This is a genomic window from Streptomyces sp. NPDC030814, from assembly GCF_055572155.1.
In genome coordinates this window covers 92,596-107,032 of record NZ_JBVIDX010000001.1, presented here as the reverse complement: position 1 = coordinate 107,032, position 14,437 = coordinate 92,596, and the positions used below count along the sequence as shown (strand labels likewise).

The window sequence follows — 14,437 nt, the reverse complement described above, 5'->3', positions numbered from 1 at the left end:
CACGCCGTCCACGTACCGTCAGGGGTATGAGCCCCACTCCCCCCGCACGCCGCCTGCGTCTCGGTATGCCGCGTCGAGTGTTCTCGCAGGTCCTGCTGATGCAGGTGGCGATCGCCGCAGGTGTCGCCGTCCTCGCGACCGGGCTGTTCCTCGCACCGCTCAGCGACCAGCTGGACGACCAGGCGATGCGCCGTGCCCTGGCGATCGCGCAGACCACGGCGGCCCAGCCGCAGATCGCCGAGGACCTGGTCACGACAAGGCCGTCCGTGAACGGGCCGGTGCAGGTCGAGGCCGAACGGATCCGCAAGGCCAGCGGGGCCGAGTACGTCGTGGTGATGGACGTCCGCGGGGTGCGCTGGTCCCACCCGGACACCACCGAGATCGGCGGGATCGTGTCGACCGACCCGCGCCGTGCCCTCGCGGGGCACGAGGTCATGGAGATCGACTCGGGCACCCTGGGGCGTTCCGCCCGGGGCAAGGTGCCGCTGCGCGACGCCGCCGGGAAGATCGTCGGCGCCGTCTCGGTGGGTATCGAGTACGACAATGTGCGCGCACGGCTGATCCACGCGATCCCCGGGCTCCTCGCGTACGCGGGCGGTGCGATGGCCGTCGGCGCGCTGGCGGCGTATCTGATCTCCCGGCGGGTCCACCGGCAGACCCGTGACCTGGCGTTCTCCGATATCGCGGGGCTGCTCGCGGAGCGCGAGGCGATGCTGCACGGCATCCGGGAGGGCGTGGTCGCCCTGGACCGCGCGGGCCGCGTGCGCCTGCTCAACGACGAGGCGCAGCGCCTCCTGGGCATCGGCGACGAGGTGGTCGGCCGGTCGCTCGACGACGCGCTCGGCCCCGGCCGTACCACCGATGTGCTGGCCGGCCGGGTCACCGGCACCGACCTGCTCACCGTCCGCGGCCGACGCGTTCTGATCGCCAACCGCATGCCCACCGACGACGGCGGCGCCGTGGCCACCCTGCGCGACCGCACGGAGCTGGAGCAGCTGGGACGCGAGCTCGACTCCACGCGCGGGTTGATCGACGCCCTGCGCGCCCAGGACCACGAGCACGCCAACCGGATGCACACCCTCCTCGGCCTGCTCGAACTGGAGATGTACGACGAGGCCGTGGACTTCGTCGGTGAGGTGGTCGGCGATCACCGGGCGACCGCCGAGCAGGTCACCGAGAAGATCCACGATCCACTGCTCGCCGCGGTCCTGGTCGGCAAGGCGACCGTCGCCGCCGAGCGCGGGGTGGCGCTGACGGTCACCGGCGGGACCCCGCTGCCGGACAGGTTGATCGATCCACGTGGACTGGTCACGATCGTCGGCAACCTCGTCGACAACGCCCTCGACGCCGTCGCGGGCACACCCCACGCGCGCGTGGAGGTCGAACTGCGGGCCGAGGGACGTACGGCGATCCTCCGGGTCCGCGACACCGGTCCCGGAGTCCCGCCCGAAAAACGCGAGTTGATCTTCACGGAGGGCTGGTCCACCAAGACGCCCCCGGCCCACCGCGAGCGAGGCATCGGGCTCTCCCTGGTGCGCCGACTCGCCGAGCGGCAGGGAGGCAGCGCCCGGGTCACCGAGGCGGAGGGCGGCGGTGCGGAGTTCACGGTCGTCCTGCCGGAGGCGCTGGCCGAGCCGGTGCTGGTGACGCAATCGCCCGCGCCGACGCTCACGTCTCCGGCACCCGCCGAAGGAGCCGGCCCGCACGACGAGCCGGGCCGTGACACGCGACCGGGCACCGCGCACGAGCCGGAAGCCGCCGTCCCAGCCCCCGAGAAGGAGTCGCGATGATCGAGGTCCTGGTCGTGGACGACGACCTCAGGGTCGCCCGGGTGAACGCCGCCTATGTGGAGAAGGTCACCGGATTCCGGGTCGCGGGCCTTGCGCACAACGCGGCCGACGCGCTGGAGCAGTTGGCGAGGCTGCCCCATGTGGACCTGGTCCTCCTGGACCACTACCTCCCGGACGAGACGGGCCTCATGGTCGTCCAGGAGATGCGCCGGCGCGGCCACCAGACCGATGTGATCATGGTAACGGCGGCCCGCGACGTCTCGACGGTCCAGGCGGCGATGCGGCACGGTGCCCTGCAATACCTGGTCAAGCCGTTCGCGTTCGCGGGGTTGCGGGCCAAGCTGGAGGCGTACGCGGAGCTGCGCCGCACCCTGGACGGCGGCGGCGAGGCCGAGCAGGCGGAGGTCGACCGGATCTTCGGCGCGCTGTCGGCGGGCGGCGAACCGGACCTGCCCAAGGGGCACTCCGCCACCACCACCGAGGTCGTACGCCGGGCCCTGATGAGCGCGGAAGGCCCGCTGTCCGCCCAGGAGATCGCCGATCGCACCGGTCTGAGCCGCCAGACCGCCCAGCGTTATCTGAAACTCCTGGAACGCACGGGGCGCGCCCGCCTGACCCTCAAGTACGGCGACGCGGGGCGTCCGGAACACCGCTACGAGTGGGCGACCCGCCCCTGAGGTGCCGGCAACGGCACCCCGGGACACGCTTTGCGCGGGGCGCATGCCGTCCTACGGCGGCGCGTGCCGGCGTGGCTGCCTGCTCCGCACGACGGCTCACGCGCCCGTACACCCCGCTGAACGCCCCGGCTGAACGCCGACCCCGTGAATCCCCCGTGAGGCCGTCACACGGCCCCGGCGCCCGTCAGCGACCGCACCTCGGTTTCCGCGTGCCTCGCCTCGTCCGGCGGTTCGGCGGAGGTGACCGTGCCCAGCCACCCCGCGAGGAAGCCCAGGGGGATCGATACGAGACCCGGGTTCTGCAGCGGGAAGTACTGGAAGTCGACGCCGGGGAACAGTGATTCGGGGCTGCCGGACACCACCGGCGACAGCAGCACCAGCACCACCGACGGGACGAGTCCGCCGTACACGGACCACACGGCACCGCGGGTCGTGAAACCGCGCCAGAACAGCGAGTACAGCAGGACGGGCAGATTGGCCGAGGCGGCGACGGCGAAGGCCAGCCCGACGAGGAAGGCCACATTGAGGTCGTGGGCGAGCAGCCCGAGCGCGATGGCGACGGCCCCGATCCCGACGGCGGCCGTACGCGCCACGGCCACCTCGCTGTAAGGCTTCGAGCGTCGGCGCCGCAGTGACGCGTACAGGTCGTGGGCGACCGAGGCGGAGGAGGCGAGGGTGATGCCGGCGACGACCGCGAGGATCGTCGCGAAGGCGACGGCGGCGACGATCGCGAACAGAACGGTGCCGCCGGCGGAGCCCGCTCCGCCGCCCAGGTCGAGCGCGAGCAGCGGAACCGCGGTGTTGCCTGCCGCGTTCGAGGCGCGAACGGTCGCCGGGCCGACGATCGCGGCCGCGCCGAAGCCCAGCACGATCGTCATCAGGTAGAAGCCGCCGATGAGCCCGATCGACCACACGACCGAGCGGCGCGCGGCCCGTGCGGTCGGCACCGTGTAGAAGCGCGACAGGATGTGCGGCAACCCGGCCGTGCCCAGCACCAGGGCGAGCCCGAGGCTGATGAAGTCGAGGCGGGCGGTCCAGTCCCCGCCGTACTTCAGCCCCGGCGCGAGGAAGGCCGCCCCGTGCCCACTGCGCTCGGCGGCCGTCCGCAGCAGGTGGTCGAAGTCTCCGTGGAATCGCAGCAGGACGAGCACGGTCAACGCGATCGCCCCGCCCATCAGCAGGACCGCCTTCACGATCTGAATCCAGGTGGTGGCCCGCATCCCGCCCAGCGACACATAGACGACCATGAGCGCGCCGACGCCGATGACCGTCCAGGACTGCACCGCCTCGCCCTCGCCGCCCAGCAGCAGTGCGACGAGGGTGCCCGCCCCCACCATCTGCGCCACCAGATACAGAACGGACACGGTGACCGACGAGGTTCCCGCCGCGATCCTGACCGGCCGCTCGCTCATCCGCGCCGCGACCACGTCGGCGAGCGTGAACCGCCCGCAGTTGCGCACCAGTTCGGCCACCAGGAACAACACCACGAGCCAGGCCACCAGGAAGCCCACCGAGTACAGCAGTCCGTCGTACCCGAAAAGCGCGATCAGCCCGGAAATACCCAGGAAGGACGCAGCGGACATGTAGTCACCCGCGATGGCAAAACCATTCTCCATCGGCGAGAACAGTCGGCCTCCGGCGTAGAACTCCTCCGCCGAACCATGGCGGTGGCGACTGACCCAGGTCGTGATCCCCAGGGTGACCGCGACGAACACGCTGAACAGCAGCAGGGCCAGGGTCTGATGGTTCCCGGTCACCGCTCGCCCCCTCTGACCCCGCGCGTCAACTCCTGGGTGTCCCAGCGCAGATCGAGGGCCGCCCGGTCCCGCCGCAGCCGCGCGTGTCGCGCGTAGGCCCAGGTGAACAGGAACGTGGTGAGGAACTGACCGAGCCCCGCGAGCATCGCCACGTTGACCGCGCCCGCCACGGGACGCGCCATCAGCCCCGGCGCGGTGGTCGCCGTGACGACGTACCCCACGTACCAACTGAAGAAGACCGCGACCCCGGGGATCACGAATCTCCGGTACCGGCGACGCACTTCCCGGAAGGCGGCACTGCGCTGCACCTCCACATACACATCGCCCGCTCCGCGCCCCTCCTCCCGAGCAGCCGGCCCGACGGACGCCACCCCGCCCGTGCCGTCCACCTCTCCCCACCCGGAGGCCAACGCGTCATACCAGGGATCATCGAACCGCACGTCCGTCGGGGTCGCCAGCGGCCCCTCGACCGCACTCTCGGAACCGCCCGCGCGTCGGCGGGACCGGCTGGTACTTGACTGCATGCCCAAGCATGGACAGACCACGAGTATCCCCGCCGATTCCCCCACGATTCTTCACCCCATCAGGTGAAGAGCGCCCGGAGCGGCAGCGGGCGGCGCGCGTACGGCGGGAGAGCCGCGCACGTACGGAAGGGGGTGCGCCGGGGAGAACCCCGGCGCACCCCCGAGCCGTGCCGGGCATGCACCCGCCGGGCGAGCGCAGCGCTCACGCGTCGATACGGGACCGATCCAACGTGGCCGCCGAGCTCGAGATGAACTCCTTGCGCGGCGCCACATCGTTCCCCATCAGCAGGTCGAACACCTGCTCGGCCGCCTCCAGGTCCGACAGGTTGATCCGCCGCAGCGTCCGGTGCCGCGGGTCCATGGTCGTCTCCGCCAGCTGGTCCGCGTCCATCTCGCCGAGACCCTTGTACCGCTGGATGGAGTCCTTGTAGCGGACGCCCTTGCTCTGGAACTCCAGCAGCTTGTCGCGCAGCTCCCGGTCGGAGTACGTGTACACGTACTTGTCCTGGCCCCTCTTCGGCTGGACCAGCTCGATCCGGTGCAGCGGCGGCACCGCGGCGAAGACCCGTCCCGCCTCCACCATCGGCCGCATGTACCGCTGGAACAGCGTCAGCAACAGGCACCGGATGTGGGAGCCGTCCACGTCGGCGTCGGTCATCATGATGATCTTGCCGTACCGGGCCGCGTCGATGTCGAACGTACGGCCGGAGCCGGCCCCTATGACCTGGATGATCGCGCCACACTCGGCGTTCTTGAGCATGTCCGTCACGGACGACTTCTGGACGTTGAGGATCTTGCCGCGGATCGGCAGCAGCGCCTGGAACTCGGAGTTCCGGGCGAGCTTCGCCGTACCGAGCGCCGAGTCGCCCTCGACGATGAACAGCTCACTGCGGTCGACGTCGTCGCTGCGGCAGTCGGCGAGCTTGGCGGGCAGCGACGAGGACTCCAGCGCGGTCTTCCGCCGCTGCGCGTCCTTGTGCTGACGTGCGGCGATACGCGTACGCGCGGCCGCGACGACCTTCTCCATGACCACCCGCGCCTGTGCGGCCGCGTCCCGCTTGGTGGAGGTCAGGAACGCCTTGAGCTCCTTGGAGATCACCTGCGCGACGATACGGCGGGCCGCGGACGTACCGAGAACCTCCTTGGTCTGGCCCTCGAACTGCGGCTCGGCCAGACGCACGGTGACGACGGCGGTCAGCCCCTCCAGCGCGTCGTCCTTGACGACGTCGTCCTCGGCGACGCGGAGCATCTTCTTGGCGCGCAGCACCTCGTTCATCGTGCTCGCCACGGCCTGCTCGAAGCCGGCGACATGGGTGCCGCCCTTGGGCGTGGCGATGATGTTCACGAACGACTTGAGAGTCGTGTCGTAGCCGGTGCCCCAGCGCAGTGCCACGTCGACGCCGAGTTCCCGGGTCACCTGGGTGGGGGTCATCTGACCATGCTCGTCGAGGACGGGAACCGTCTCCCTGAAGGTGCCCTCACCGGTGAAGCGGAGGATGTCGCAGACGGCCTTGTCGGTGGCCAGGTACTCGCAGAACTCGCTGATGCCTCCATCGAAGCGGAAGGACTCCTCGCCCTTGCTTCCGCCCTCGCCGAGCCCGAACTCGTCACGGACCACGATCGTCAGGCCGGGCACCAGGAAGGCGGTCTGGCGGGCGCGCTGGTGGAGGTTCTCCAGCGAGAGCTTGGCGTCCTTGAGGAAGATCTGGCGGTCGGCCCAGTAGCGCACGCGTGTGCCGGTGCGGGTCTTGGGGATCTTCCTGGCCTTGCGCAGACCGCTCGTGGCCTCGAACTTCGCGTCCGGACCGTTGCCCACGAAGGCGCCGGGCACACCGCGCCGGAAGCTGATGGCGTGTGTGTGACCGTTGCGGTCCACCTCGACGTCCAGGCGGGCGGAGAGGGCGTTCACCACGGAGGCGCCCACACCGTGCAGACCGCCGGAGGCCGCGTAGGAGCCACCGCCGAACTTGCCGCCGGCGTGCAGCTTGGTCATGACGACCTCGACGCCGGACAGGCCGGTCTTGGGCTCCACGTCGACGGGGATGCCGCGGCCGTTGTCCCGGACCTCCACGGAGGCGTCGTCGTGGAGGATCACCTCGATGTGGTCGCAGTAGCCCCCGAGGGCCTCGTCCACGGAGTTGTCGATGATCTCCCAGAGGCAGTGCATCAGACCTCGACTGTCGGTCGAGCCGATGTACATTCCGGGGCGCTTCCGCACGGCCTCGAGCCCCTCGAGGACGAGCAGGTGCCGCGCGGTGTAGTTGGAACCGTCCCGGTCTGCTCCGGTCAGCAGCGCTGTGGACGGCACGGACGTCTCGGCGGTCACGCGGTTCGCTCCTCGCTGAATTTCAGGTGAGGCCCTTTTGGGTAAGGGGCCCGGCTCTGTTGCCGGTCCGAGGGTACCGAGCCCTGGTAGAGCCGTTGTAACGCCACCCTCGCTGGAAACTCAGGGTAGTCCAGGCTCGCATGCGTGTTCGATACCTCGATGGGGTGAAGTACATATCACGTTCCCTTCGAGGCATGAACCATTTAGGCTCCGGGCACGTCCTCATGAACAACCGGCAACCCAGCCGGGAGGACGGTACAACCGAAAGAGCAACCACCAGAACCACCGACAGACAGCGCGAACCCGTACGACACGAAGACACGCACTACGGCTCATTCGCCGCCAACCGGCAACAGACAGCCGGCCTGGAAAGATTTTTTCGAGGAAAAGCCGCGAGCGGGAACGTTTTCGGCCTGGTTGGATGTTGACCCTGGTACGACAGCTCGTCGAGCTAGAGAAGAGGCGACGTGACTACTGTTCTGACCCCCGCGACCCCGCTGACGGCCGCTGACCGATGCGACCGCTGCGGCGCCCAGGCCTATCTGCGCGTCGTCCTGCTGAGCGGTGGAGAGCTGCTGTTCTGCGCCCACCACGGGCGTAAGTTCGAGCCTGAGCTCAAGAAGATCGCCGCGGAGATACAGGACGAGACGGAGCGGCTGACGTCCGTTCCCGCCACCGCGGAAACCGACGAACGCTGACGCTTCGCACCAACGACGAGCCAACACCGGCTCGAGGCCGGTGACCGGGCGGCCACTCCCGCACACACGGGGTGGCCGCCCGCTCTCGTTCCGCAGCCCGGCACGGCACCGTGGTGGGGCGGCGTGAGGGTACGGCGTTCAACCACCCCTCAGCGGCTCTCCGCCAGCACCTGCGCCACGTAGGAGCCCCGGGTGTACACCCCCGGGCGACCGGCCAGCCCACAGCCGCTGCCCCACGAGACGAGCCCGATCAGCTTTCCCCGGGCGACGAGCGGCCCTCCGCTGTCCCCCTGGCAGGCGTCCCGGCCGCCGTTCGGCTCCCCCGCGCAGATCATCGTGTCGGCCTGGTACCAGCCCTCCGCGTTGCCCGGGTAGGCCCTCTGGCACACGGAGTCGGCCAGTACCCGCACCGGTGCGGCCCGTAGGCCCAGTGCGTAGTCCCCGGCGCCCGTGGTGTCGCCCCAGCCGTAGACCGAGGCGGCCGTGCCCGGCGTGTACGCCGGATCGCCGGCTCCAGCCAACGGCAGGACGGAACTCCTGGGGACCGGCGTCGCCAGCGTGAGCACGGCGAAGTCCCCGGCGCTCGTGGAGGGGTCGTACTCCGGATTGACCCAGGTGCCGCTCACCGGGATCTCCTTGCCCTGGTTCGACTGCAGATCGGCACGGCCCGTGATGACCTTCAGGTCGGGGATGAGCTCGGGTGGCGCCCCCAGCACGTCCTCGCTGACGCAGTGGGCGGCCGTCAGCACGGTGGAGGGACCCACCACGACGCCGCCGCAGAACTGTCCGGCCCTCGTACCCCCGAACCGGTCACGGCTGGACAGTGCCACCGTCCAGGGCGCCTGGGAGATCTCGACGGGATGACCGCCGATGACGACATCGGCGGTCGCCGTCGGGGGTGGCGCGGCCAGCGGTATGACGGCAGTGGTGGCCGCGAGGGCCAGCAGTCGTGCGATGGTTCGACGCATGCGCGCTCCTGACTCTGTGAGATGGATAGCACACCCAGAGTCATTCACGAGGCGGGCGCCCGCACGCCGCAGCCACGCCGAAGGCCCGGCTCCTTCGAGGGAACCGGGCCTTCGACGGCTGTCGCGCGGGCAGCGCCGCGACGGACTCAGTCGAGGTAGTCGCGCAGGACCTGCGAGCGGGACGGGTGGCGCAGCTTCGACATCGTCTTCGACTCGATCTGGCGGATCCGCTCACGCGTGACGCCGTACACCTTGCCGATCTCGTCGAGGGTCTTCGGCTGACCGTCGGTGAGACCGAAGCGCATGGAGACGACGCCCGCCTCGCGCTCGGAGAGCGTGTCGAGGACGGAGTGCAACTGCTCCTGGAGGAGTGTGAAGCTGACCGCGTCGGCCGGGACGACGGCCTCGGAGTCCTCGATGAGGTCACCGAACTCGCTGTCGCCGTCCTCGCCCAGCGGGGTGTGCAGGGAGATCGGCTCGCGGCCGTACTTCTGGACCTCGATGACCTTCTCCGGGGTCATGTCGAGCTCCTTCGCCAGCTCCTCCGGGGTGGGCTCGCGGCCCAGGTCCTGGAGCATCTGGCGCTGCACACGCGCGAGCTTGTTGATGACCTCGACCATGTGCACCGGGATACGGATGGTACGGGCCTGGTCGGCCATCGCTCGGGTGATCGCCTGACGGATCCACCAGGTGGCGTACGTGGAGAACTTGTAGCCCTTGGTGTAGTCGAACTTCTCGACCGCGCGGATCAGACCGAGGTTGCCCTCCTGGATGAGGTCCAGGAAGAGCATGCCGCGGCCGGTGTAGCGCTTGGCGAGGGAGACCACCAGACGGAGGTTGGCCTCCAGGAGGTGGTTCTTGGCGCGGCGGCCGTCCTCGGCGATGATCTCCAGCTCGCGCTTGAGCTTCGGCGCCAGCTTGTCGGCGTTGGACAGCTTGTCCTCGGCGAACAGACCGGCCTCGATGCGCTTGGCGAGCTCGACCTCCTGCTCGGCGTTGAGCAGGGGGACCTTGCCGATCTGCTTGAGGTAGTCCTTGACGGGGTCGGCGGTGGCACCGGCGGCGGCGACCTGCTGGGCGGGCGCGTCGTCCTCGTCCTCGTCGGAGAGCACGAAACCGGCGCTCTCGGTGCCCTCGGGCTCGTCACCGGGCTTGCCGCCGGGGGTCTCCTCCAGGACCTCCTCGTCGAGCAGCTCGACGTCGTCCTTCTTGGCAGTGGTCTTCTTCGCCGTCGTCTTCTTGGCGGCGACGGTCTTCTTGGCGGGGGCCGCCTTCTTGGCAGTCGCCTTCTTGGCAGCGGCCTTCTTGGCGGGTGCGGCGTCCTCGGCGGAGGCTTCGGCTGCGGGCGCCGCCGGCGCGGTGGCGGCGGTGGCCTTCTTGGTGGTCACCGTCTTCGCCGCGACCGTCTTGGTGGCGGTGCGCTTGGCCGGACTCTTCGCTGCGACGCTCTTTCGGGTGCGCTTGGGCTCCGCGGCACTGACCATCAGCGTCACACCCTCTTCCTCGAGGATCTGGTTGAGGCTGCGCAGTACGTTTTTCCACTGAGTGGCCGGAATCTGGTCAGCTTCGAAGGCCCGACGCACATCGTCGCCGGCGATCTGCCCCTCAGCCTTTCCCCGCTCAATGAGCGCCATGACAGAGACGGACTCGGCGATCTCCGGCGGGAGCGTACGGGATGTGCTGGCCGACACGAACAACCTCTCGGAACGTTGGAAAACGGCTTCCGGCCCCGTCCACTGCGGACAGGAGCCGACCACCGGCTTGGGGATGGGCCGACGGTGCGGGCGGGGGCCGGGAAGTTGCACAGCGCCGTGAACGGCGTCCGTATTCCCTCCGCGGCTGTCACCTCTTAGGTCATCGCGTTGTTCCCGCGAGCGTTACGCCCAATCTGCGTGGCCCGAGTCACACCCCGTAAGCACTCAAAAGCGGTCAGACACAGCCAGAGGTATTCGAGCAAGGCCACAACCGGTGCTCATACCTTGAGTACCCGCACCATTCCCGAACGAACTCCCCCACCGGGAGTCTCTGCTCTGGAGGAGGAGCGTTCTGTCTTGGCGGGGTCGACGGGCCTGTCCCGGGGGACTGGCGGGCGTCGGGTCTGGCTCGGCGGGAGCCGACGGGCCGGCGGGTAGCGATCCCGCCGAATTGAGGGTCGCTTGTCCGGGCGGCCTGAGGGCGCTACCCCCGGGCGGGGCTGCCCTGGGGTGCGGCTGCTCTGCGGGTAGGGCTGATCACTGCCGCGGGTTGCGTTGCCCGCTACTGGGATGCTCATCGCCGGGTGGACGCTTCCCACCGAGGTCGTTTCCCACCGTGACCGTGTGGGGTCGCTTTCCGTCGGCGGGGACCGCCGGCGCGGGTCGCCGTCCTCGGCGGACGTGCGGTGCTCCCGCCGGATTCCGGCTCCCCGGCGGATTTCGCCCCCGTCGAGACCACCCGCCCCAACGGCCCCGGGAGGCTCCGCCGCCGAGCCGTCGGCCCGCGCGCCGCCGGGCCCCGCCGAATCCCGGAAGGATCCGATGGGGTCCGGCGGCACACGGCTCGCCGGTCGACCAGGGGCGCCGAGGGAGTCGCATCGCGACCGATCCGCCCTTGTCTCGCTGCGGGTGCCCTCAGTGCTCGCGGGGCGCGGGCACCACACGTTCGACCTCGGGGTGGACCGTGAGCAGTTGCCGCATGGCCGCCTCGGCCGCACCTCCGTCGCCGGTGGCGAGGGCGTCGACGATCCGGGCGTGGTGCGCGAGAGTCGACTCGCCCGGCCGGTCACAGCCGGTGGCGGGACCGCCGGAGACCTGAAGCGCCGCCGAGACGATGCCGGAGAGGTGCTCCAGCATGCGGTTGCCCGCGACCTGGATGAGCAGCGAGTGGAACTCGGCGTCGGCGCGGGAGAAGGTCAGCGCGTCGCCCTGCGCCATGGCGTGACCCATGAGCTCGACCATGTCGCCGAGCCGCTGCTGGACGTCGTCGCGTCCGTGCCCGGCGGCGAGGCGTGCGGCGAGGGGCTCGATCGTCCAGCGCAGTTCGCTGAGCTCGCGCCGCTGGTTGTCCCGCTGGGGGCCGAACGCCCGCCACTCGATGATGTCCGGGTCGAGCAGGTTCCAGTCGCTGACCGGGCGGACGCGTGTGCCGACGTTCGGGCGGGCGCTGACCAGCCCCTTCGCCTCCAGCACACGGAGGGATTCACGGACGACGGTGCGGGAGACCTCGAATCGCTGGCCGATCTCCTCCGGAACGAGCGGACGGTCGGCCCCCAGGTCCCCGGAAACGATCATCTGGCCGAGCTGCTGGACGAGTTGACCGTGCAGCCCTCGTCCGCGGCTTCCGGCGGCGCGACGGCTCATGCGCCCGAGCTCGGGGTCCGCGCCGTCCCAGGAGGGGATGCCGACACGGTCGACGCCGGGATGCTCGGCGTAGGGGTAGCGGTCGAGTTCGCCCGGTCCAGCGAGGCCGGAATCGGCGGAGCGGGCGGCGGTCATCATGGTGTGCGCAAGGGTACTCACGCATCCTTTGTCGGCTGCGTTCTCAACTCCCTTGAGGTCTTTGGTGAAAAGCACACGAAAGGGTGATCGCTCCCCCCGTCGCAATTGACGCCTTATCGGAAAGAAATGGGCGTTCTACGAGGAGTTGTGCACATTGCGACGACGGGCGAGCACGGAGGGTGAGCACGAGGGGGTGAGGATGATCATCAGCGGACCCGGCTGCGCACGGTCGTGAGGAGGTAGGCCCCCAGCAGAGCGGTCAGCGACAACAGCAGCGCGCCTCCTTCGGGTTGGACGAGCATCCGCGTCACCGCTTCGACATGGCGCTCCCCTCCGAACGGCCACTGCATCAGCACGAGCTCCCGCAACCGCGTCGGAAAACCGACCGCATGTCGCACAGCAGGCCCCTCCAGCGCCTTCTGCATCAGGGGGACGACGAGGAGGGGCACGGCCACGACGGCCGCGAGCCCCGCGCTCGTGGAACGGAAGACTCCTGCCGCGAGCACCCCCGCCCAGGCGCATCCCACGACAAAGCCCAGCCAACTCGCACCGAGCGGCAGCCAGTCGCCAGGAACCGAGGTGAGTTCCGGCCCGTGGACGAGGTAGAGCACTTCCAGGTCGCAGCCCACGGTGAGCAGGGCCAGCAGCAGCCCGGTGACGGCCGAGACGAGGAGTTTCGCGACGAGCAGCCCCAGACGACGGGGTACGGTGCCGCGGTCCGCGGCCAGCGCGGGGTACCGGAACTCGTCGCCGAAGGCGATCGCGCCGAGCAGCCCCGCGCCGATGGCGGCGGGCGGCAGCGGAAGCTCCCTCGGCCACGCGGCCAGCAGCCGGGGCTGAGGGGTGTGCCCGATCCTGGCCAGCACCACCGACATGAGCGCGGAGACGACGAGCACGACGGCGGCCGTCACGTAGACGGTCGCGACCCCGGTGGCGCGGCGCAGCTCGTATCTCAGCGGACGCAGGGGGTTCGGCGCCGGGCGGACGGTGATGGGGGGCGGGAGCGGAGGCAGGGCGCCGGCCTCCGCCGAGCGGGACGGGCCAGGAATGCGGTGAAGAGGGGCCGTGGTGGTGTTGCTGTGGTCAGCGGGACCGGTGTGATCAATGGACTCAATGGGGTCCGGGTGATCGATGTGGTTGATGTGATCCTTGGGACTGGTGTCACTGTTCGGACCGGAGTGGGCCGAGGGTTCGACTTCGGACGGCCGAGGCTTCTCCGAAGCCGTCAGGTCGTCCCCGCCAACCGGTTGCGGCTCTTCGACGGAGTCCGCGCCGGGCGCCCTCCGCTCCTCCCCGCCGGACGGCAACGGTACGGGTGTCGGTCCCATGTCGCCGATCTCGTCGGCGAGTTGGTGTACCAGAATGCCGTGCCGGTAGGCGGCCTCGCCGACCTCGGCGCACGTACTGCCGTACACCGAGAGCCGGTTGCCGCCCTCCCGGACGATCTCCACGGAACGTCGTGCGATCCGGGCCTCCTTGCTCAGCAGAGCGCCGAGGCGGGCGGCGTGCGGGGTGCGGACGGCGACTCGGGGGCGGAGGCGGGTACGGGAGAAGTCGGAGACGTCCTGGTCGGCGACGAGGCGGCCCCGTTCGAGAGTGAGGACCCGGTCGGCGATCCGTGCGGCCTCCTTGGGGTCGCCTGTGGCGAACAGGACGGTGCCGCCCTGGGTGGCGTGCGCACGCATGATCCCGTGCAGCCAACGGCCTTCGCGGACGGACAGCCCGTGGGCGGGCTCGTCGAGGACGAGGGTGTGCGGGTCGGACAGCAGCGCACAGGCCAGTCCGAGCCGGCGGTCCATGCCTCGCGAGAGGGTGCCCAGCCGGGCCTCGCGCAGACTGACCAGGCCCACCACCTCCAGGACTTCGTCGGCCCGCCGCACGGGCAGGCCCGCGGCCGCGCACAGCATCCCCAGATGACCGCGGACCGTGCGGGCCGGATGCCCCGGCACCTCGCCGAGCAGCACACCCACCTCGCGGTTGGGGTGTGCGATGCGGTGCAGGGGGCGGCCTCTGAAGTAGGTGATTCCGCGACCCTTTTGAAGTTCGAGCATCAGCTTCAGCACGGTCGTCCTACCCGCACCGGGCGTTCCGAGGAGTGCGGTGACGCGGCCGGAGTGCGCTTCGAACGACACGTCGTCGACGGCGGGCGGAAGCTCCTTGCTGGGGGTGCTGGTCAATCCGATGGCCTGGATCACCCGAAGCAAGATAGCGCGGTATGTCC

Annotated in this window: 10 protein-coding genes; 3 read left to right on the top strand and 7 right to left on the bottom strand. The window is 70.1% G+C overall.

The features are described from left to right. The first annotated feature begins 26 nt into the window (after positions 1-26). The gene (locus tag ACZ43N_RS00410) at positions 27-1,790 is read left to right on the top strand and encodes an ATP-binding protein (RefSeq protein ID WP_468094107.1); all 1,764 of its coding nucleotides are present in this window, start codon (positions 27-29) and stop codon (positions 1,788-1,790) included. Then, positions 1,787-2,467 (top strand): response regulator, encoded by a 681-nt coding sequence (locus ACZ43N_RS00405; protein ID WP_468094106.1) that lies wholly within the window; start codon positions 1,787-1,789, stop codon positions 2,465-2,467. The genes ACZ43N_RS00410 and ACZ43N_RS00405 overlap by 4 nt, the downstream gene beginning before the upstream one ends. 164 nt (positions 2,468-2,631) lie before the next feature. Here the strand turns inward: ACZ43N_RS00405 and ACZ43N_RS00400 are convergent, their stop codons facing one another. From ACZ43N_RS00400 to ACZ43N_RS00390, 3 genes are all read right to left on the bottom strand, one after another. Continuing rightward, positions 2,632-4,224 (bottom strand): solute symporter family protein, encoded by a 1,593-nt coding sequence (locus tag ACZ43N_RS00400; protein WP_468094105.1) that lies wholly within the window; start codon positions 4,222-4,224, stop codon positions 2,632-2,634. Further along, the gene (locus ACZ43N_RS00395; RefSeq protein ID WP_468094104.1) at positions 4,221-4,748 is read right to left on the bottom strand and encodes a DUF485 domain-containing protein; all 528 of its coding nucleotides are present in this window, start codon (positions 4,746-4,748) and stop codon (positions 4,221-4,223) included. The genes ACZ43N_RS00400 and ACZ43N_RS00395 overlap by 4 nt, the downstream gene beginning before the upstream one ends. Positions 4,749-4,950: 202 nt before the next feature. Further along, positions 4,951-7,074 carry a DNA gyrase/topoisomerase IV subunit B gene (locus ACZ43N_RS00390; protein WP_468094103.1) on the bottom strand — a complete coding sequence of 708 codons (2,124 nt, stop codon included), beginning with the start codon at positions 7,072-7,074 and terminating at the stop codon, positions 4,951-4,953. A 467-nt stretch (positions 7,075-7,541) separates the two neighbouring features. On the opposite strand from ACZ43N_RS00390, the gene ACZ43N_RS00385 reads away from it, so the two are divergent. Beyond that, positions 7,542-7,772: a DUF7455 domain-containing protein gene (locus ACZ43N_RS00385; protein WP_055512778.1), complete on the top strand. Its 231-nt coding sequence runs from the start codon at positions 7,542-7,544 to the stop codon at positions 7,770-7,772. 149 nt (positions 7,773-7,921) lie between these two features. On the opposite strand, the gene ACZ43N_RS00380 is transcribed toward ACZ43N_RS00385, so the two are convergent. The 4 genes from ACZ43N_RS00380 to ACZ43N_RS00365 all read right to left on the bottom strand — a co-directional run bounded on the left by ACZ43N_RS00380 (position 7,922) and on the right by ACZ43N_RS00365 (position 14,411). Beyond that, complete coding sequence (locus ACZ43N_RS00380; RefSeq protein ID WP_468094102.1) at positions 7,922-8,740, bottom strand: S1 family peptidase; 819 nt, start codon at positions 8,738-8,740, stop codon at positions 7,922-7,924. Positions 8,741-8,886: 146 nt separating this feature from the next. Next, positions 8,887-10,431, bottom strand: a complete 1,545-nt coding sequence (locus ACZ43N_RS00375) for an RNA polymerase sigma factor (protein WP_468094101.1) — start codon at positions 10,429-10,431, stop codon at positions 8,887-8,889. 918 nt (positions 10,432-11,349) lie between these two features. After that, positions 11,350-12,237 (bottom strand): FadR/GntR family transcriptional regulator, encoded by an 888-nt coding sequence (locus ACZ43N_RS00370; RefSeq protein ID WP_468094100.1) that lies wholly within the window; start codon positions 12,235-12,237, stop codon positions 11,350-11,352. Positions 12,238-12,422: 185 nt separating this feature from the next. Next, positions 12,423-14,411, bottom strand: coding sequence for an ABC transporter ATP-binding protein (locus ACZ43N_RS00365; protein ID WP_468094099.1), 1,989 nt, complete (start codon positions 14,409-14,411; stop codon positions 12,423-12,425). Positions 14,412-14,437 lie beyond the last annotated feature (26 nt).